Origin of the sequence: Massilia sp. TWP1-3-3, assembly GCF_049897805.1 — a bacterium.
Lineage (GTDB): Bacteria > Pseudomonadota > Gammaproteobacteria > Burkholderiales > Burkholderiaceae_D > Telluria_A.
Genome location: NZ_JAFCWX010000010.1, coordinates 60,438 through 76,792, shown reverse-complemented (window position 1 = coordinate 76,792; position 16,355 = coordinate 60,438). Strand labels below are relative to the sequence as shown.

The window sequence follows — 16,355 nt, the reverse complement described above, 5'->3', positions numbered from 1 at the left end:
ATTTGATGAACGCGCCTTTGGACAAAAACCTCGAGCAGACCTTCGCGACTGCTCCGCACTTCCCGATTTACATGGACTATTCGGCCACCACGCCGATCGACCCGCGCGTGGCCGACAAGATGATTCCCTTCCTGCGCGAGCAGTTCGGCAACCCCGCCTCGCGCAGCCACATGTACGGCTGGACCGCCGAAGCGGCCGTCGAAGAAGCGCGCGCTGATGTCGCCGCGCTGGTCGGCGCCGACCCGCGCGAGATCATCTGGACCTCGGGCGCGACCGAGTCGAACAACCTCGCCATCAAGGGCGCGGCGCAGTTCTACAAAACGCGGGGCAAGCACATCATCACGGTAAAAACCGAGCACAAGGCCGTGCTCGACGTCGTGCGCGAACTGGAACGGGTGGGCTTTGACGCCACTTACCTCGCGCCGCAAGACAATGGCCTGATCACCGTCGCCCAGCTCGAGGCGGCGATCCGTCCCGACACGATCCTGGTCTCGGTCATGCTGGTCAATAACGAGATCGGCGTGATCCAGCCGATCGAAGAACTGGCCGCGGTGTGCCGCGCCAAGGGCATCATCTTCCATTGCGACGCGGCCCAGGCCACCGGCAAGGTCGTCATCGATCTGGCCAATTCCAAGGTCGACCTGATGACCTTCACCGCGCACAAGACCTATGGTCCAAAAGGCATCGGCGCACTGTACGTCCGGCGCAAGCCACGCGTGCGGCTTGAGGCGCAAATGCACGGCGGCGGCCACGAGCGGGGCCTGCGTTCGGGTACTTTGCCAACCCACCAGATCGTCGGCATGGGCGAGGCGTTTCGCATCGCCAAGCTGGAAATGGATAGCGAGATCACCCGCATCACCGCGCTGCGCGACCGCCTGGCCCGCGGCCTGCAGCAGATCGAAGAGGTCTACATCAACGGCGACATGGACCACCGCGTGCCGCACAACCTGAACGTCAGCTTCAATTACGTCGAGGGCGAGTCGCTGATCATGGCCATCAAGGACATTGCCGTGTCGTCCGGTTCGGCCTGCACCTCGGCCAGCCTGGAACCGTCGTACGTCTTGCGCGCCCTGGGCCGCAGCGACGAACTGGCGCACAGCTCGATCCGTTTTACCATCGGCCGTTTTTCGACCGAAGCCGACATCGATTTCGCAGTCGACCTGCTCAAATCGAAAGTCCACAAGCTGCGCGAACTGTCGCCGCTGTGGGACATGTTCAAGGAAGGAATCGACATCGCTTCCATCCAATGGGCAGCCCACTAACCGTATTGAACGCATTTAAAAATTCAGGAGCACGAAATGGCATATTCGGACAAAGTGTTGGATCACTATGAAAATCCACGTAACGTCGGCGCTTTCGACAAGGGCGACGAGACGATCGGTACCGGCATGGTTGGCGCTCCGGCCTGCGGCGACGTGATGAAGCTGCAAATCAAGGTCGGCGCCAATGGCCTGATCGAAGACGCAAAATTCAAGACCTACGGCTGCGGCTCGGCGATCGCGTCGTCGTCGCTGGTGACCGAATGGGTCAAGGGCAAGACGCTGGACCAGGCGCTGGCGATCAAGAACACCCAGATCGCCGAAGAACTGGCGCTGCCGCCAGTGAAAATTCACTGCTCGATCCTGGCGGAAGACGCGATCAAGGCTGCCGTGCTTGACTACAAAACCAAGCACCCGGCAGTCGCCGCCTGAGTTTGCTGGAGAGATTATGGCAATCACACTGACCGAAAAAGCAGCCAAGCACATTAACCGCTACATTGAACGTCGCGGCAAGGGTGTCGGCTTGCGTTTTGGGGTGCGCACGACGGGCTGCTCCGGATTGGCCTACAAGCTTGAATACGTCGATGAAGCGGCCGCTGAAGACAGCGTCTTCGAGTCGCACGGCGTCAAGGTGTTTGTCGATCCGAAAAGCCTGCCGTACATCGACGGCACCGAGCTCGATTTCACGCGCGAAGGCTTGAACGAAGGCTTTCGCTTCCATAATCCGCAGGTCAAGGATGAATGCGGCTGTGGCGAGAGCTTCCGTATCTGACGCGCATGCAAAACCACTTCGACCTGTTCCAGATCCCCGCCAAGTTTTCCATTGATCTTGGCGCGCTCGACGCGGCCTACCGCGACGTGCAGGGACAGGTTCATCCCGACCGTTTCGTCAATGCCACCGACGCTGAAAAGCGCGTCGCCATGCAGTGGGCCACGCGCGCCAACGAGGCCTACCAGACGCTCAAGCATCCGCAGAAGCGCGCGCATTACATGTGCGAGTTGAACGGCATCGATTTGCAGACGGAATCGAATACGGCGATGCCAATGGCGTTCCTGATGCAGCAGATGGAATGGCGCGAGGCGCTTGGCGAGGCCAGGGCGGCCAAGGATCTTGACGCGCTCGAGTCGCTTAATGCCGAGGTAGGGATGGAGCGCAAGGCGCGCCTGGTGCAGATCGGCGAACAGATCGAGGCGGGCGACTTCGCACAGGCTGCGCAAGGCGTGCGCGCGCTGATGTTCCTCGAAAAATTCGGTGAAGAGCTGCATTACGCGTTTGATGCACTGGATAGTTAAAGCATAAAGCACCACCACATCGTCCTCGCGAACGCGGGGACCCATAGAACATTTGCTCTGCTCAAACGCTTTATGGGTCCCCGCCTGCGCGAGGACGATGTAGTGGGAGCGCCAAGAATAATAATTTAAGCGAACGCATATGGCACTTCTTCAAATTTCAGAACCAGGCATGTCCACCGCGCCGCATCAGCACCGGCTGGCCGTCGGCATCGACCTGGGCACCACCAACTCGCTCGTGGCTACGGTGCGCAGCGGCATTCCCGAGGTGCTGAGCGATGAAGACGGGCGCCCCTTGCTGCCGTCCATCGTGCGCTATCTGCCCAACGGGCACGCCAACATCGGCTACAAGGCGCAGGCGCACCAGACCACGGATCCGCGCAACACCATCGTCTCGGTCAAGCGCTTCATGGGCCGCGGCCTGAAAGACATCGCCTACGCCGAAAACCTGCCGTACGCCTTCCAGGATGCGCCGGGCATGGTACAGATCAAGACGGTGGCCGGCATCAAAAGCCCGGTTGAAATCTCGGCGCAAATCCTGGCCACGCTGCGCCAGCGCGCCGAAGACTCGCTGGGCGACGAACTGGTCGGCGCCGTCATCACCGTGCCCGCCTATTTTGACGACGCCCAGCGCCAGGCCACCAAGGACGCGGCCCAGCTGGCCGGCCTGAACGTGCTGCGCCTGCTCTCCGAACCCACCGCCGCAGCCATCGCCTACGGGCTCGATCATGGCTCTGAAGGCATTTACGCGGTCTATGACCTGGGCGGGGGCACCTTCGACATCTCGATCCTGAAATTGTCCAAGGGCGTGTTCGAAGTGCTCTCCACGGGCGGCGATTCGGCGCTGGGCGGCGACGACTTCGACCACCGCCTGTTCTGCTGGATCTGCGAGCAGGCCAAGCTGGCCCCGTTGTCGGATGAAGACACCGCCACGCTGATGGTCAAGGCCCGCCAGGCCAAGGAAATCTTGTCGACCAACGCCGACACCACCGTCGACGCCATGCTCAACTCCGGCGAAATGGTGCACGTGAAAATCTCGGCCGAGACCTTTACCGAGATCACCCGGCACCTGGTCGGCAAGACCATGAACGCCATCAAGAAGGCCATGCGCGACGCGTCGGTCTCGGTGGACGACGTGGACGGCGTGGTCATGGTTGGCGGCGCCACCCGCATGCCCCATGTGCGGCGCGCGGTCACCGAATTTTTCAAGACCATCCCGCATGCGAACATCGATCCGGACAAGGTTGTCGCGCTCGGCGCGGCGATCCAGGCCAATCTGCTGGCCGGTAACCGGGCTGCGGGCGACGACTGGCTGCTGCTTGACGTGATCCCGCTTTCGCTCGGCATCGAAACCATGGGCGGCCTGGTCGAAAAAATCATCCCGCGCAATTCCACCATTCCGTGCGCGCGCGCGCAGGAATTCACCACCTTCAAGGATGGCCAGACCGCGCTGGCCGTGCACGTGCTGCAGGGCGAGCGCGAACTGGTGTCGGACTGCCGTTCGCTCGCGCGCTTCGAGCTGCGCGGCATTCCGCCGATGGTGGCGGGCGCTGCGCGCATCCGCATCACCTACCAGGTTGACGCCGATGGCTTGCTCTCCGTCTCGGCGCGCGAAACGCGCTCCGGCGTCGAAGCGTCGATCGTCGTCAAGCCCTCGTACGGCCTGGAAGACGACGAAGTGGCGCGCATGCTGTCCGAGTCCTTCAGCTCGGCCCAGGGCGACATGGTTGCGCGCGCGCTGCGCGAAGAACAGGTCGAAGCCGAACGCATCGTGCTGGCCACGCAATCGGCGCTCGACGGCGACGGCGCGCTGCTGTCAAGCGACGAACGCTCTGCCATTGATGACGCCATGGCGCACGTCAAGGCCAGCATGACGTCCACCGACGCCGCTGCCGTGCATGCGGCGGTCGAAGCGCTGGCCCAGGTCACCGAGGAATTTGCCTCGCGCCGCATGGACCAGAGCGTGCGCACCGCGCTGGCCGGCAAATCGCTCGACGAAGTTTAAGCTTTCACGTAAAGGTAACCCCGTGCCACAAATCGTCTTTTTACCCCACCCAGAATACTGTCCTGACGGCGCAGTCATCGAGGCGCCTACCGGCAAATCGGTCTGCGACGTCATGCTCGAAAACGACATCGAGATCGAGCACGCGTGCGACCGCGTCTGCGCGTGCACGACGTGCCACGTGCTGGTGCGCGAAGGATTCGCCTCCTTGAACGAGCCGCAAGAGAACGAGGAAGACCTGCTTGACCGCGCCTGGGGCCTGGAGGCCGTCTCGCGCCTATCGTGCCAGGCGATCGTCGGCACCGCGGACCTGGTGGTCGAGATCCCCAAGTACACGATCAACCACGCGGCGGAAAAGAATCACTGATCGGAGCTGGCCATGAAATGGAGTCAATCATGAAATGGACCGACATAGCGGCCATCGCCGAAGCGCTCTACGACAAGTTCCCGGACCTCGATCCGGGCACGATCCGTTTTACCGACCTGCATAACCGGGTGGTGGAGCTGGACGGCTTTGACGACGAGCGCACGCGCGGCGGCGAAAAGGTATTGGAAGCCATACAACAGGCATGGATCGATGAAACGCACTGACATCAAGGCAAAACCATCAGCGGCTGACACGCTGGCGCCGGAAATTCGTCCCGGACAGTCGATCGCGCTGCTGCAAGAGCTGCACATCCTCACGCGCGACGGCAAGCTCAATCAGGACAGCCGGCGCAAGCTCAAGCAGGTCTATCACCTGTACCAGTTCATCGAACCGCTGCTCAAGGAAATCTTGCAAGACCACGCGGCCATTTCGCTGGTCGACCACGGGGCGGGCAAGTCCTACCTCGGCTTCATTTTGTACGACCTGTTCTTCAAGGGATTGAACGATGGCTCGCGCATCTACGGCATCGAAACGCGCGAAGAGCTGGTGCAAAAGTCGACCGAGCTGGCGCACAAGCTGGACTTTCCCGGCATGTCGTTTTTGAACCTGTCCGTGGCCGAGTCGACCAGGTCCGACAAGCTGCCCGCCCACATCGACATCGTCACCGCGCTTCACGCCTGCAATACGGCGACCGATGACGCGATCGACTTCGCGCTGAAAAAGCACGCCAAATACATGGTGCTGGTGCCGTGCTGCCAGGCCGAAGTGGCCGCTGTCCTCAAGAGGAACAAGGGCCGTGACATGGGCCGCGGCGCGCTGACCGAAATGTGGCGCCACCCGCTGCACACACGCGAATTTGGCAGCCAGGTGACCAACGTGCTGCGCTGCCTGCAGCTCGAGGCGCACGGCTACCAGGTCAGCGTGACCGAACTGGTGGGCTGGGAGCATTCGATGAAAAATGAATTGATTATCGCCAGCTACAAGAACCTGCCGCGCAAGCGCCCGTCCGAGCGCTTGCAGGAAGTGCTCGTCACGCTCGGCCTTGAAGAAATGGGCCAGCGCTTCTACACCGAACAACTTGCCGAAGCCGAAACCACATGAACCAAGCTCCCTGGATCGACCTGCGCAGCGACACCGTTACCCAACCCGGCGCCGAAATGCGCGCCGCGATGGAGCACGCCTCGGTCGGCGACGACGTGTACGGCGACGACCCGACCGTCAACCGCCTGCAGGACGTGACGGCCGAGATGTTCGGCTACGAGGCCGCGCTGTTTGCGCCATCGGGCACCCAGAGCAACCTGATTGCGCTGCTGGTGCATTGCGCGCGTGGCGACGAATACCTGGTTGGCCAGGAAGCGCACACCTATAAATACGAAGGCGGCGGCGCGGCGGTACTGGGCAGCATCCAGCCGCAGCCGATCGCCAACCAGGCCGACGGCAGCATCGCGCTTGCCGACATCGCCGCCTACATCAAGCCGGACGACATGCACTTTGCGCGCACCCGTTTGCTGGCGCTGGAAAACACCATCGGCGGGCGGGTGCTGGGCAGCGCGTACATGGCGGCGGCCACGTCGCTCGCGCGAGCGCGCGGCCTGGCCACGCACCTGGACGGCGCGCGCATCTGCAACGCCGCCGTCAAGCAGGGCATCAGCCTGCGCGAGGCGACGGCCGGTTTCGATACCGTCTCGGTGTGTCTGTCCAAAGGCCTTGGCGCGCCGGTGGGTTCGGTGCTGTGCGGGCCCAAGGCCTTGATCGAACAGGGCAAGCGCTGGCGCAAGATGCTGGGCGGGGGCATGCGCCAGGCCGGCATTGTGGCCGCTGCCGGCCTGTACGCGCTGGAGCACAATATCGCGCGCCTGGCCGATGACCATGCGAATGCGGCCAGGCTGTCGGCCGGCCTGGCGCAGATTGCCCAGCTCAAGGTAGCGACGCCGCAGACGAATATTTTTTACATTGAAGTGCCGCCGGCGGCCGTCGATGCGCTGCGCGCGGCGCTGCTGCGCGAACGCATCCGCGCCACCGTCGGCCAGTATACCCGCCTGGTCACGCACATCAACGTGTCCGCCGCCGACGTCGAACGCATCCTCGACGTCTTCACCGATTTTTTTAAAGACTGGCAGCACGCCTCATGAACGACGATTCCTCGATCCGCCTCGCCAAGCGCGTGGCCGAAATGATGCCATGCTCGCGCGCGGAAGCCGAACAGTATATTGCCGGCGGCTGGATCAGCGTCGACGGCGCGCTGGTCGAAGAGCCGGGTGCGCGCGTGCTCGACGAGCAGGAAGTGATGATCGACCCGGATGCGACGCTTGGCGAAATCGTTCCGGTGACGATCCTGCTGCATAAGAGCGCCGGCTACAACGCGGGCGTGGGCGTTGAGGGTGAGGCGGCCACTATGCTGCTGAGCGCCGAGACGCTGCAGGAAGCCACCCACGGCAAGCAGCGCTTCTTGCGGCGCCACCTGTCGAAGCTGACGCTATGTTCGCCGCTCGACACCAAGGCTGCCGGCCTGGTCGTGTACACGCAAGATTTTCGCGTTGCGCGCAAACTGGTGGACGAAGGGATGCGGGTCGAGCAGGAATTCATCGTTGAAGTGAGCGGTGATATCCGCGAAGGGGGGCTGGCGCTGCTCAATCACGGGCTGACCTTCAACGGCAAGGAAATCGCGCCAATGAAAGTGAGCTGGCAGAACGAAACGCGCTTGCGCTTTGCGCTCAAGGGCGTCAAGCCGGGGCAGATCCTGCATATGTGCCGCATGGTGAACCTGACGATCGTGAGCATGAAGCGCATCCGTATCGGCCGCGTGCCGATGGCAAGCCTGCCGGCGGGGCAGTGGCGCTATTTGCATGAGTACGAAAAATTCTGAGGCGATGCTGAGGTGATGCCGATGCGGCGCTATTTCCTTCGCTTCGTATTCGTACTGAACGTGCGCGAATAAAAGCCCGGCTCTTTCTTCGCCACCCAGGCGATGAAAGTCGCTATTTCAGGATGGCGCTTGAGCGCTTCCCATGTGTGAAACGATTTATACAGTTCTTTTTCGGTAAATACCGAATGAATCTTGCGGTGGCATACCTTGTGGATCGCGAACTGCTGCGTGCCCTTGAACGTCTTGGGCACGAGGTGGTGCCGGTCCACATTGGCCGTCCCTAGCACTCTGCCGCACAGCGGGCAATGTTCCTCTGTCACGCCATCCCCAAGCCAATCCAACGCCATTAATTCGCAGACGCTATTACAATGCGCCTGCTTTCCCATTATAGATAAAGGCTTCACCATGAAATTTCAATGCATTTTCGTCGCTGCAGCCGTCCTGTGCGCCCCGGCATTTGCCGACGACCTGGACAACGTCCGCAGTCTGACGCAGGCCGAGTTCGCGCAATTGTCCAAGGACTTCACGGCTGCCGGCAGCTACAAGAGCGTGTCGCCCGCCGAGCCGCTTGGCATCACAGGGTTCGATATTGGCATGGAAGTGTCGTCGACCAAGATGGAACATGGCGACATCTGGAAAAAAGCGGGCGCAGACAGCACCACCTTGTACATCCCCAAACTGCACATTCATAAAGGACTGCCATTTGGCATCGACGTTGGCGCCAGCCTGAGTGCCATTCCCGGTTCTAACATCAAGCTGGGCGGCGCGGAAATCAAGTACGCCTTGTTGCAGGGCGGGGTCGCGACGCCAGCGGTAGCGGTGCGCGCTGCGGTGACGCGCCTGTTCGGCGTGGACCAGCTCGACATGAATACGCGCAACCTTGAGCTGCTCGTCTCCAAAGGCTTCCTGAACATCACCCCGTACGCCGGCGTGGGCAAGGTCTGGGGCACGCTGACGCCGAACGTTGGGAGCCTGGCAAAAGAGACCCCGAGCGCCAGCAAAATTTTCGCCGGCGTCAATTTCAACCTTGGCCTGGCCAACGTGGCAACCGAGTTCGACCGCACCGGCGGCAACAAATCCATCAGCCTCAAGCTCGGTTTCCGCCTGTAAAATCTCACCGGGGTTGATTTTTGGCGGCGGAAATGGGTTTGGGGGCTTTAGTTTTTCTTTTTCTTTTTGGCTGATTTTGCGGTGTCGGCGTATGAGCCTTCCGTATCGATGTAGCATTTGAGCGAGATTTCCGGCTCGGTATGCTTGAACGATAGCTGGCCGGACTTGGCGTCGCGATAATAGAAGTTCTTGTCGACCTTGCTTAACTTCAAGTTGGCGGATTTGATGAGCTGCTGTTTGTCTACGCCGCTGAAGTAGGCGATGTAGGTGCCTTCCGATCCATCGCCGCTGAGCTCGACTTTCGAGACCGGCAAGCCAAAGACGATCACCGGCTGGTCCAGGTGGGCTATGCCGCCTGCCCACGCGCCTTTTTTGCTCATCTCTGTCACAACGTCATCGTCGCCGCTCTTGAAGGTCGTGCAGGCCAGCATTTGAGCAAGGGCGGCGCGCGTTTTGTCGCTCAAAGCGATGCCTGAGGGCTTGGACTGTGCCGGCGTCGACGCCATGCGCGGCGGCTGCGGGACGACCGCCTGTGGCGGCGGGGCCGCCGGCGTCGCCATGGCCGCCCTGTTGAGGCCGAGCGCCTGCGACATCGACACGTTGACGCGGGTGGAACCGTCGGCCTGCGCCTGCGTCGTCACGCAGCCCGCCAGCGCCCAGACTGAGAGGGCAGTAGCCACCACCGTGGCGATGGCGCGTTTTTTCCGAGCTGTCACAGATATGTTCATTAGATAACCTTTGTTATTTGGCAAAAGTGATGATAATGGCATACATGGGGCGCGATGTCACGGGGACGTGGAGAGCGATTTAGCTTGCGTAACGTAGTTGCCGGGAAACGCCTCGATGTACCAGCGCTAATAATGCTTGATCGAGAGTAACTGAGCCGTTAAGCTGGATGCATAGATTAACCTTGAGGACTCTCAATGAGCACACAATGCGACGGCTGCTCTTCCTGCGAACCGCTTCTGCGGCAATTAGCGCACAAGAATAGCGAAATCGAGCGATTGCATTCCCTCGCCAGGCATGACCCGTTAACGGGCGTGCTCAACCGGCGCAGCATTGTCGAGCTGGTCACCGAGGAGCTGCAGCGCTCCTCGCGCACCGGCCAGCCTTTCTGTTTCGCCGTGATCGGCATCGACCATCTGAAAGATGTTAACGCCCAGATCGGCCCGGACACGGGCGACATGGTGCTGCAAACCATTGCGCGCGAGTCGTGCCTGCTGCTGCGCACGCTGGACCGGTTCGGCCGCGTCGACAGTGACGTCTTTGGCATCATTCTTCCCGCGACCTGGCTGCACCAGGGCGTGCTGGCCATGAACCGCTTGAATGCCTTCGTTGCCGGGTTCGACTGGAACACGGTCACGCCGGGTCGCACGGTCACGTTTTCAACGGGACTGACGACCAATTTTCCAGCCGAGTCGGCCGAAAACATGATCGCGCGCGCCCAGCAAGCGCTGGTGCAGGCGAAGAACGAAGGGCGCAACAAACTCGTCACGCTGGAGCAGGAATTGCCTGCAGGCTTGTTTGCGGCGATGGATGACTGAAAAAAAGCGCCCGCGGGCGCTTTTTTTGCTTACGTCGTGGTGTTGGCCGGCGCTTTGCTCGCCTTGACCGGTTTTGGCAGGCAGATCAGGCGAGTACGCGCAAGCTTGTCATGCAGAAATTGCCGATCCTTGTCCAGGAAAGCGGTTGCCGCCCAGATGCATATTCCTGCGAGCATCGACAAGCTCATGGCCGCCCACGCGCGGTCGTGGTATCCCAGCGCTTGGTAAATCAAGCCGCCCGGCAACATCCAACCCCAAGAAAAGACGTAGCGCACGGCGGCATTGCGAAACGGCACGCGCGCAGTACCAATGTGAACAACCTTGATGCGCCAGGTTTTCATGGCCAGCGTAAAGCCGCTGCCGCTCCACGAATGAATAAAGTAGGCGCCCGCGCCGAGGAAAATGACAAATTTCGGACCATGTTCAACAAAAGGTCCGGTGTACCCTTTAACCGCCATCAAAAAGACTGTCATGGCCAGCGCCAGTACGGCTACGACCAGGAAAGCTTCATAAACCAGGCAGATCAGGCGACGTTTGATGGAAGGTGTTGCGACGAGCGACGTGCTATTTTGCATTGGGAACAGGAACGGCCGGATTGCCCGGTGGTGGATTGGTAACAGGCGGGTTCGACGCGGCCGGCAGCGGCTTGACCGGTGCGCCAGGCTTCACTTGCGACTTGGGCGGCAGGTTGGTCACGTGCTTGTTGAGGGCGGCGTCGGCAGCGAGCTTGCGCTTTTCTTCTTCCGGCAATTGCTGATACTGCTCCCACTTGGCCGATTTTTGACCCTTGTCGAGTTTTTTGCTCAGCGTATAGTTCTCGCGGGCGACGCGCCGTTCGTCGGGGGTCAGCTTGGTCCAGGCGCGCATGCGTTCTTGCACGCGCATCTGCTCATCGGGCTTCATCGATGAATAGCGGTTTGCAATTTCCAGCCATTTCTGCTTGCGCAGGCCTTCCATATTGTCCCACTCGGCCTTGAGTGGATCGAGCGCGATCTGTTGCGGGCCCGACAGCGTTTTCCACAGCGGCTTGTCAGTCGTCACCGCCACCGGCGCCTTGACGGCCGGTGACTGGGCAACTGGCGGGGCAACTGCCGGCGCAGCCTGGCGCGCCGCGGCACTACTGGCAATCGACAGGGCGGCAACGGCAACGGCGATAGCGCGAAGTGGGAACGTGATTGGAGTCATCCTTATTGCGTGCGCTTTTCCAGGTAGGCATTAAAGCCGGTGTCAAGGTAGGCCGTCAGCGGCAGGTCGTCGGCCAGCAAGGCCGCGTCCAGCTCGGCCATCTCGGAAATGCGCTGCTGCTCTTCGTATTCATAAATGCCGGCCAGGCCGACCACGAGCGCGAGCAGCGGCACGATGACGGCCATGCGTCCGAGCGTGGAAAAGGAAAACAGTGAACCGATATTGCCGGCCATCTGGCGCTGCGCCAGGCGCACGGGCGCATCGGGCTTTTTGCGTGCCATGGCCGCCTTGCGCGCCGCAGCGAGCCGATCGACCGTGGAAGAGGGCAGTTGCTCAGCATGCTCGTTGAGCGCGTGGCGCACCTTGTAGGCGAAATTGAGGTCGTCGGAGTTCATAGTTTTATTCCCTTGGCTTTCAGCGATTCAGCCAGTGCGTGAGTCGCTCTCGAACAGTGCGTCTTGACGCTCCCCTCGGAACACCCCATCGCTTCGGCCGTTTCAGCCACATCCATGTCTTGCCAGTAACGCATGAGGAAGGCTTCCCGTTGACGCGCGGGGAGCTTTTGTACTTCCGCATCGATAATCGTCAGCGTTTGCATGCGTTCGACCAGATCGGCGCTCGATTCCGCAGCCGCCGACCCCTCCTGGGCCTCGAATGATTCGAGTATATCAAAGTCCTCGTCGTCGCCATCCCTTTTCCCCATTGCCCCGAACAAACTGACCCAGGTATTGCGCACTTTCTCGCGCCGGAAATAATCGAGTATGGTGTTTTGCAAAATGCGCTGGAACAGCATCGGCAATTCGGCCGCCGGCTTGTCGCCGTATTTCTCGGCAAGCTTGATCATCGCGTCCTGCACGATGTCGAGCGCGGATTCATCCTTGCGAACGGCGTACACGGCTTGCTTGAAAGCACGCCGTTCTACGTTCTCAAGGAAGTCCGAAAGTTCTTTGTCTGTGGCCATGCGGTGCGCGGTGGAGGGGTGGCTTCTCGGAAAACTGACGCATGCTAGCAAAAAATGGCAAGTTTTGCATTGAATTTAGTCTTGTTTCCTTTAAGACACGCTGTAAACGGGAGAATTCGGTCTTTTTGTCCTTGACCAAAATGGTGCAGCGCGGTAAGGTATAGAACGCTTTGCAACCCCGAAGCTGTATGGTCTAGTTGAGACCGGCACACAAGGCCATCCTCGACATGACGCGCTTTCATATGTAGGCAGTTTGCTCTAACCCGCGCCACAAGCGCGAGAGGTTCGCAGTAATCGCTACAGAAACTCATGCCAAACGAGTTGCGTTTAGCGCCGGTTTGTAATCTCCCTACGGCGAGATGAAAGATCGACGTGACCGCAGAAAGAAGGGAAGCCTGAGCACTGTATCGATACCCGACTCTCGTTAGGAAAGAGCATCCGATCACCTCCCAATGGGTTTTGAAAGGAATGTATCATGAACAACGAAGTAGCAGTTCCCATCACGGGCGCTGAGATTTTAGTACGTTGTCTGGCCGAAGAGGGCGTCAAGCACGTCTTTGGATATCCGGGCGGAGCCGTACTCTACATCTACGACGCCATCTTCAATCAAGACAAATTCCAGCACGTTTTAGTACGCCACGAGCAGGCCGCCGTGCACGCAGCCGACGCCTATTCGCGCAGCTCGAACACCGTGGGCGTGGCCCTCGTGACGTCAGGTCCCGGCGTGACCAATGCCGTCACTGGCTTGTCGACCGCGTACATGGATTCGATCCCGATGGTCGTGATCTCCGGGCAAGTGCCGAGCCACGCGATTGGCCAGGATGCGTTCCAGGAATGCGACACCGTCGGCATCACCCGCCCTTGCGTCAAGCATAACTTTCTCGTCAAGGACGTGAAAGACCTCGCCTCGACGATCAAGAAAGCATTCTTTATTGCCAGGACCGGCCGTCCGGGTCCCGTCCTGGTCGATATTCCCAAAGACATCAGCATGCACAAGTGCGTCTACGACTATCCGAAGGAAGTCGAGATGCGTTCGTACAAGCCGGTCGACAAGGGCCACGCGGGCCAGATCCGCAAGGCCGTGCAATTGCTGCTGCAAGCCGAACGCCCGATGATTTACACCGGCGGCGGCGTGATCCTGGCCAATGCCTCGCCCGAACTGAACCGGCTGGTCGACAAGCTCGGCTTTCCGGTCACCAATACGCTGATGGGCCTGGGCGCTTACCGCGCCTCGAGCGACAACTTCGTCGGCATGCCAGGCATGCACGGCACCTATGAAGCGAACATGGCGATGCAGCATTGCGACGTCCTGATCGCCATTGGCGCGCGCTTTGATGACCGCGTGATCGGCAACCCGAAGCACTTTGCCTCCAATCCGCGCAAGATCATTCACGTCGACATCGACCCCTCGTCGATTTCCAAGCGCGTCAAGGTCGACATTCCCATCGTGGGCAACGTCAAGGACGTGCTGATCGAAATGCTGTCGCAGCTGGAAGCGGCCGAAGCCAAACCCAATCCAGCCGGCATCAAGGACTGGTGGAAGCAGATCAATGAATGGCGCGGGCGCAAGTGCCTGGCCTACGCTGACTCGAGCCTGGTCATCAAGCCGCAGTCCGTGGTCGAAAAAGTGTGGGACATCACCAAGGGCGACGCCTTCATCACGTCCGACGTGGGCCAGCACCAGATGTGGGCGGCCCAGTACTACCGCTTCGACAAGCCGCGCCGCTGGATCAATTCGGGCGGCCTGGGCACCATGGGCGTGGGCTTGCCGTACGCCATGGGCGTGCAGATGGCCAACCCCGGCGCGACCGTTGCCTGCATCACCGGCGAAGGTTCGATCCAGATGTGCATCCAGGAACTTGCCACTTGCAAGCAGTATCACTTGACGCCGAAAATCATTTTGCTCAATAACCGTTTCCTCGGCATGGTTCGCCAGTGGCAACAGATCGATTACGGTTCGCGCTATTCCGAGTCCTACATGGATTCGCTGCCCGACTTTTCGATGCTGGCCGAGTCTTATGGGCACGTCGGCATGAAGATCGAAAAGCCAAGCGACGTCGACGGCGCGCTGCAGGAAGCGTTCGCCATGAAGGACCGGCTGGTGTTCATGAACTTCATTACCGACCAATCTGAAAACGTCTGGCCGATGGTCAAGGCGGGCAAAGGTCTGTCCGAAATGCTGCTCGGATCGGAGGACCTGTAATGCGCCATATTATTTCTGTCTTGCTTGAAAACGAAGCCGGTGCGCTCTCGCGCGTGGTGGGCCTGTTCTCGGCGCGCGGCTACAACATTGAAACCTTGACTGTTGCTCCGACCGAAGACGCCACCTTGTCGCGAATGACGATCGTCACCAGCGGTTCGGACGACATCATCGAGCAGATCACCAAACACCTGAACCGCCTGATCGAGGTGGTAAAAGTGGTTGACCTGACCGAAGGTGCACACATCGAGCGCGAGCTCATGCTGATCAAAGTGCGCGCGGTGGGCAAGGAACGCGAAGAGATGAAGCGCACTGCGGATATCTTCCGCGGACGCATCATCGATGTCACGGAAAAGACGTACACGATCGAGCTGACCGGCAACAAGGGCAAGCTCGACGCGTTCATCGATTCCATCGACCGCGCCTCCATTCTCGAAACGGTACGTACCGGCGGATCCGGCATTGGCCGCGGCGAACGCATTCTCAAAGTTTGATCGTGCTGTCGGCACCACGCCGCAGCACAACCATTACACTAAAAATATAGGAAATATCATGAACGTTTTTTACGACAAAGACTGCGACCTCTCCCTCGTTAAAGGCAAGAACGTTGCCATCATCGGCTACGGCTCCCAGGGCCATGCCCACGCGCAAAACCTGAACGATTCGGGCGTCAACGTCACCGTCGGCCTGCGCAAGGGTGGCGCATCGTGGAACAAGGTTGAGCAAGCCGGTCTGAAAGTGGCGGAAGTCGACGAAGCAATCAAGGCTGCCGACATCATCATGATCTTGCTGCCGGACGAGAACATCGCCCAGGTCTACAACGAAAACGTGGCGCCGCACGCCAAGCAGGGCGCCGTATTGGCCTTTGCGCACGGCTTTAACGTGCATTACGGCCAAGTCGTGCCACGCGCCGACCTCGACGTCATCATGATCGCGCCAAAAGCACCGGGCCACACCGTGCGCGGCACCTACGCGGCAGGCGGCGGCGTGCCGCACCTGATCGCTGTCTACCAGGACAAGTCCGGCTCGGCGCGCGATATCGCCATGTCGTACGCCATGGCCAACGGTGGCGGCCGTGCCGGCATCATTGAAACCAACTTCCGCGAAGAAACCGAAACCGATCTGTTCGGCGAGCAAGCCGTCCTGTGCGGTGGCGCGGTCGAGCTGATCAAAGCCGGTTTCGAAACACTGACCGAAGCTGGCTACGCGCCGGAAATGGCGTATTTCGAGTGCCTGCACGAACTCAAGCTGATCGTCGACCTGATCTATGAAGGCGGCATTGCCAACATGAACTACTCGATCTCGAACAACGCGGAATACGGCGAATACGTGACCGGTCCTAAAGTGGTGACGTCGGCCACCAAGGAAGCCATGCGCCAGTGCCTGAAAGATATCCAGACCGGCGAATACGCCAAGAGCTTCATCCTGGAAAACAAGGCCGGCGCACCGACCTTGATCTCGCGCCGCCGTTTGACCGCCGAGCATCCAATCGAAGAAGTCGGCGCGAAACTGCGCGCGATGATGCCGTGGATCGCGAAGAACAAGCTGGTTGACCAGTCGAAAAACTAAGT

Annotated in this window: 21 protein-coding genes; 15 read left to right on the top strand and 6 right to left on the bottom strand. The window is 60.2% G+C overall.

From position 1 onward, the window contains the following. Positions 1–5: 5 nt before the first annotated feature. From ACP7D4_RS12165 to ACP7D4_RS12120, 10 genes are all read left to right on the top strand, one after another. Positions 6–1,262: an IscS subfamily cysteine desulfurase gene (locus ACP7D4_RS12165; protein ID WP_426102582.1), complete on the top strand. Its 1,257-nt coding sequence runs from the start codon at positions 6–8 to the stop codon at positions 1,260–1,262. A 36-nt stretch (positions 1,263–1,298) separates the two neighbouring features. Then, positions 1,299–1,691, top strand: coding sequence for a Fe-S cluster assembly scaffold IscU (iscU, locus tag ACP7D4_RS12160; RefSeq protein WP_426102584.1), 393 nt, complete (start codon positions 1,299–1,301; stop codon positions 1,689–1,691). A gap of 16 nt (positions 1,692–1,707) precedes the next feature. Further along, positions 1,708–2,031 carry an iron-sulfur cluster assembly protein IscA gene (gene iscA, locus ACP7D4_RS12155; RefSeq protein WP_426102586.1) on the top strand — a complete coding sequence of 108 codons (324 nt, stop codon included), beginning with the start codon at positions 1,708–1,710 and terminating at the stop codon, positions 2,029–2,031. Between the two features lie 5 nt (positions 2,032–2,036). Next, the gene (gene hscB, locus ACP7D4_RS12150; RefSeq protein WP_426102588.1) at positions 2,037–2,552 is read left to right on the top strand and encodes a Fe-S protein assembly co-chaperone HscB; all 516 of its coding nucleotides are present in this window, start codon (positions 2,037–2,039) and stop codon (positions 2,550–2,552) included. Between the two features lie 139 nt (positions 2,553–2,691). Next, the gene (gene hscA / locus ACP7D4_RS12145; protein ID WP_426209304.1) at positions 2,692–4,554 is read left to right on the top strand and encodes a Fe-S protein assembly chaperone HscA; all 1,863 of its coding nucleotides are present in this window, start codon (positions 2,692–2,694) and stop codon (positions 4,552–4,554) included. Positions 4,555–4,576: 22 nt separating this feature from the next. Further along, positions 4,577–4,918, top strand: coding sequence for an ISC system 2Fe-2S type ferredoxin (gene fdx / locus ACP7D4_RS12140; protein WP_426102592.1), 342 nt, complete (start codon positions 4,577–4,579; stop codon positions 4,916–4,918). A 29-nt stretch (positions 4,919–4,947) separates the two neighbouring features. Continuing rightward, complete coding sequence (gene iscX / locus ACP7D4_RS12135; protein WP_426102594.1) at positions 4,948–5,142, top strand: Fe-S cluster assembly protein IscX; 195 nt, start codon at positions 4,948–4,950, stop codon at positions 5,140–5,142. Then, the gene (locus ACP7D4_RS12130) at positions 5,129–6,019 is read left to right on the top strand and encodes a class I SAM-dependent methyltransferase (RefSeq protein ID WP_426102596.1); all 891 of its coding nucleotides are present in this window, start codon (positions 5,129–5,131) and stop codon (positions 6,017–6,019) included. Before iscX ends, ACP7D4_RS12130 begins: the two co-directional genes overlap by 14 nt. After that, entirely contained in the window at positions 6,016–7,050 is a 1,035-nt protein-coding gene (gene ltaE / locus ACP7D4_RS12125) for a low-specificity L-threonine aldolase (RefSeq protein ID WP_426209302.1), read from the top strand. The genes ACP7D4_RS12130 and ltaE overlap by 4 nt, the downstream gene beginning before the upstream one ends. Further along, entirely contained in the window at positions 7,047–7,784 is a 738-nt protein-coding gene (locus ACP7D4_RS12120; protein WP_426209301.1) for an rRNA pseudouridine synthase, read from the top strand. The genes ltaE and ACP7D4_RS12120 overlap by 4 nt, the downstream gene beginning before the upstream one ends. 29 nt (positions 7,785–7,813) lie before the next feature. Here the strand turns inward: ACP7D4_RS12120 and ACP7D4_RS12115 are convergent, their stop codons facing one another. Continuing rightward, positions 7,814–8,191 carry a hypothetical protein gene (locus ACP7D4_RS12115; protein WP_426102602.1) on the bottom strand — a complete coding sequence of 126 codons (378 nt, stop codon included), beginning with the start codon at positions 8,189–8,191 and terminating at the stop codon, positions 7,814–7,816. Here ACP7D4_RS12115 and ACP7D4_RS12110 point away from each other — a divergent pair. Next, positions 8,190–8,894: a hypothetical protein gene (locus tag ACP7D4_RS12110; protein ID WP_426209299.1), complete on the top strand. Its 705-nt coding sequence runs from the start codon at positions 8,190–8,192 to the stop codon at positions 8,892–8,894. The two genes, ACP7D4_RS12115 and ACP7D4_RS12110, sit on opposite strands and share 2 nt — an antisense overlap. A gap of 47 nt (positions 8,895–8,941) precedes the next feature. Here the strand turns inward: ACP7D4_RS12110 and ACP7D4_RS12105 are convergent, their stop codons facing one another. Next, positions 8,942–9,664, bottom strand: a complete 723-nt coding sequence (locus ACP7D4_RS12105) for a hypothetical protein (protein WP_426102606.1) — start codon at positions 9,662–9,664, stop codon at positions 8,942–8,944. 153 nt (positions 9,665–9,817) lie between these two features. Here ACP7D4_RS12105 and ACP7D4_RS12100 point away from each other — a divergent pair, with 153 nt between their 5' ends. Further along, positions 9,818–10,438: a GGDEF domain-containing protein gene (locus tag ACP7D4_RS12100; protein WP_426209298.1), complete on the top strand. Its 621-nt coding sequence runs from the start codon at positions 9,818–9,820 to the stop codon at positions 10,436–10,438. Between the two features lie 29 nt (positions 10,439–10,467). Here ACP7D4_RS12100 and ACP7D4_RS12095 read toward each other — a convergent pair whose 3' ends face one another. Genes ACP7D4_RS12095 through ACP7D4_RS12080 form a run of 4 tightly spaced genes read right to left on the bottom strand, consistent with a single transcriptional unit; the run spans position 10,468 to position 12,584 of the window. Beyond that, positions 10,468–11,013 (bottom strand): RDD family protein, encoded by a 546-nt coding sequence (locus ACP7D4_RS12095; RefSeq protein ID WP_426102610.1) that lies wholly within the window; start codon positions 11,011–11,013, stop codon positions 10,468–10,470. Next, a complete protein-coding gene (locus tag ACP7D4_RS12090) occupies positions 11,003–11,623 on the bottom strand; it encodes a DUF3106 domain-containing protein (protein WP_426102612.1) in 621 nt (206 codons plus the stop codon). Before ACP7D4_RS12090 ends, ACP7D4_RS12095 begins: the two co-directional genes overlap by 11 nt. Before the next feature lie 2 nt (positions 11,624–11,625). Then, positions 11,626–12,018 (bottom strand): DUF3619 family protein, encoded by a 393-nt coding sequence (locus ACP7D4_RS12085; protein WP_426102614.1) that lies wholly within the window; start codon positions 12,016–12,018, stop codon positions 11,626–11,628. Further along, a complete protein-coding gene (locus ACP7D4_RS12080) occupies positions 12,015–12,584 on the bottom strand; it encodes an RNA polymerase sigma factor (RefSeq protein ID WP_426102616.1) in 570 nt (189 codons plus the stop codon). The genes ACP7D4_RS12085 and ACP7D4_RS12080 overlap by 4 nt, the downstream gene beginning before the upstream one ends. Before the next feature lie 475 nt (positions 12,585–13,059). Here ACP7D4_RS12080 and ACP7D4_RS12075 point away from each other — a divergent pair, with 475 nt between their 5' ends. The 3 genes from ACP7D4_RS12075 to ilvC are packed head-to-tail and all read left to right on the top strand — an operon-like array spanning position 13,060 to position 16,353. Further along, a complete protein-coding gene (locus ACP7D4_RS12075; protein ID WP_426209296.1) occupies positions 13,060–14,787 on the top strand; it encodes an acetolactate synthase 3 catalytic subunit in 1,728 nt (575 codons plus the stop codon). Beyond that, positions 14,787–15,278 carry an acetolactate synthase small subunit gene (gene ilvN / locus ACP7D4_RS12070; protein WP_093389534.1) on the top strand — a complete coding sequence of 164 codons (492 nt, stop codon included), beginning with the start codon at positions 14,787–14,789 and terminating at the stop codon, positions 15,276–15,278. The genes ACP7D4_RS12075 and ilvN overlap by 1 nt, the downstream gene beginning before the upstream one ends. A 58-nt stretch (positions 15,279–15,336) precedes the next feature. Continuing rightward, positions 15,337–16,353, top strand: coding sequence for a ketol-acid reductoisomerase (ilvC, locus tag ACP7D4_RS12065; protein ID WP_426209295.1), 1,017 nt, complete (start codon positions 15,337–15,339; stop codon positions 16,351–16,353). Positions 16,354–16,355 lie beyond the last annotated feature (2 nt).

Excerpts from the sequence above, each read along its gene's own strand:
- ACP7D4_RS12165 (WP_426102582.1), top strand. The coding sequence starts at position 6 with ATGAACGCGCCTTTGGACAAAAACCTCGAGCAGACCTTCGCGACTGCT.
- iscU (WP_426102584.1), top strand. The coding sequence starts at position 1,299 with ATGGCATATTCGGACAAAGTGTTGGATCACTATGAAAATCCACGTAAC.
- iscA (WP_426102586.1), top strand. The coding sequence starts at position 1,708 with ATGGCAATCACACTGACCGAAAAAGCAGCCAAGCACATTAACCGCTAC.
- hscB (WP_426102588.1), top strand. The coding sequence starts at position 2,037 with ATGCAAAACCACTTCGACCTGTTCCAGATCCCCGCCAAGTTTTCCATT.
- hscA (WP_426209304.1), top strand. The coding sequence starts at position 2,692 with ATGGCACTTCTTCAAATTTCAGAACCAGGCATGTCCACCGCGCCGCAT.
- iscX (WP_426102594.1), top strand. The coding sequence starts at position 4,948 with ATGAAATGGACCGACATAGCGGCCATCGCCGAAGCGCTCTACGACAAG.
- ACP7D4_RS12130 (WP_426102596.1), top strand. The coding sequence starts at position 5,129 with ATGAAACGCACTGACATCAAGGCAAAACCATCAGCGGCTGACACGCTG.
- ltaE (WP_426209302.1), top strand. The coding sequence starts at position 6,016 with ATGAACCAAGCTCCCTGGATCGACCTGCGCAGCGACACCGTTACCCAA.
- ACP7D4_RS12120 (WP_426209301.1), top strand. The coding sequence starts at position 7,047 with ATGAACGACGATTCCTCGATCCGCCTCGCCAAGCGCGTGGCCGAAATG.
- ACP7D4_RS12110 (WP_426209299.1), top strand. The coding sequence starts at position 8,190 with ATGAAATTTCAATGCATTTTCGTCGCTGCAGCCGTCCTGTGCGCCCCG.
- ACP7D4_RS12115 (WP_426102602.1), bottom strand. The coding sequence starts at position 8,191 with ATGGTGAAGCCTTTATCTATAATGGGAAAGCAGGCGCATTGTAATAGC.
- ACP7D4_RS12105 (WP_426102606.1), bottom strand. The coding sequence starts at position 9,664 with ATGCCATTATCATCACTTTTGCCAAATAACAAAGGTTATCTAATGAAC.
- ACP7D4_RS12100 (WP_426209298.1), top strand. The coding sequence starts at position 9,818 with ATGAGCACACAATGCGACGGCTGCTCTTCCTGCGAACCGCTTCTGCGG.
- ACP7D4_RS12095 (WP_426102610.1), bottom strand. The coding sequence starts at position 11,013 with ATGCAAAATAGCACGTCGCTCGTCGCAACACCTTCCATCAAACGTCGC.
- ACP7D4_RS12090 (WP_426102612.1), bottom strand. The coding sequence starts at position 11,623 with ATGACTCCAATCACGTTCCCACTTCGCGCTATCGCCGTTGCCGTTGCC.
- ACP7D4_RS12085 (WP_426102614.1), bottom strand. The coding sequence starts at position 12,018 with ATGAACTCCGACGACCTCAATTTCGCCTACAAGGTGCGCCACGCGCTC.
- ACP7D4_RS12080 (WP_426102616.1), bottom strand. The coding sequence starts at position 12,584 with ATGGCCACAGACAAAGAACTTTCGGACTTCCTTGAGAACGTAGAACGG.
- ACP7D4_RS12075 (WP_426209296.1), top strand. The coding sequence starts at position 13,060 with ATGAACAACGAAGTAGCAGTTCCCATCACGGGCGCTGAGATTTTAGTA.
- ilvN (WP_093389534.1), top strand. The coding sequence starts at position 14,787 with ATGCGCCATATTATTTCTGTCTTGCTTGAAAACGAAGCCGGTGCGCTC.
- ilvC (WP_426209295.1), top strand. The coding sequence starts at position 15,337 with ATGAACGTTTTTTACGACAAAGACTGCGACCTCTCCCTCGTTAAAGGC.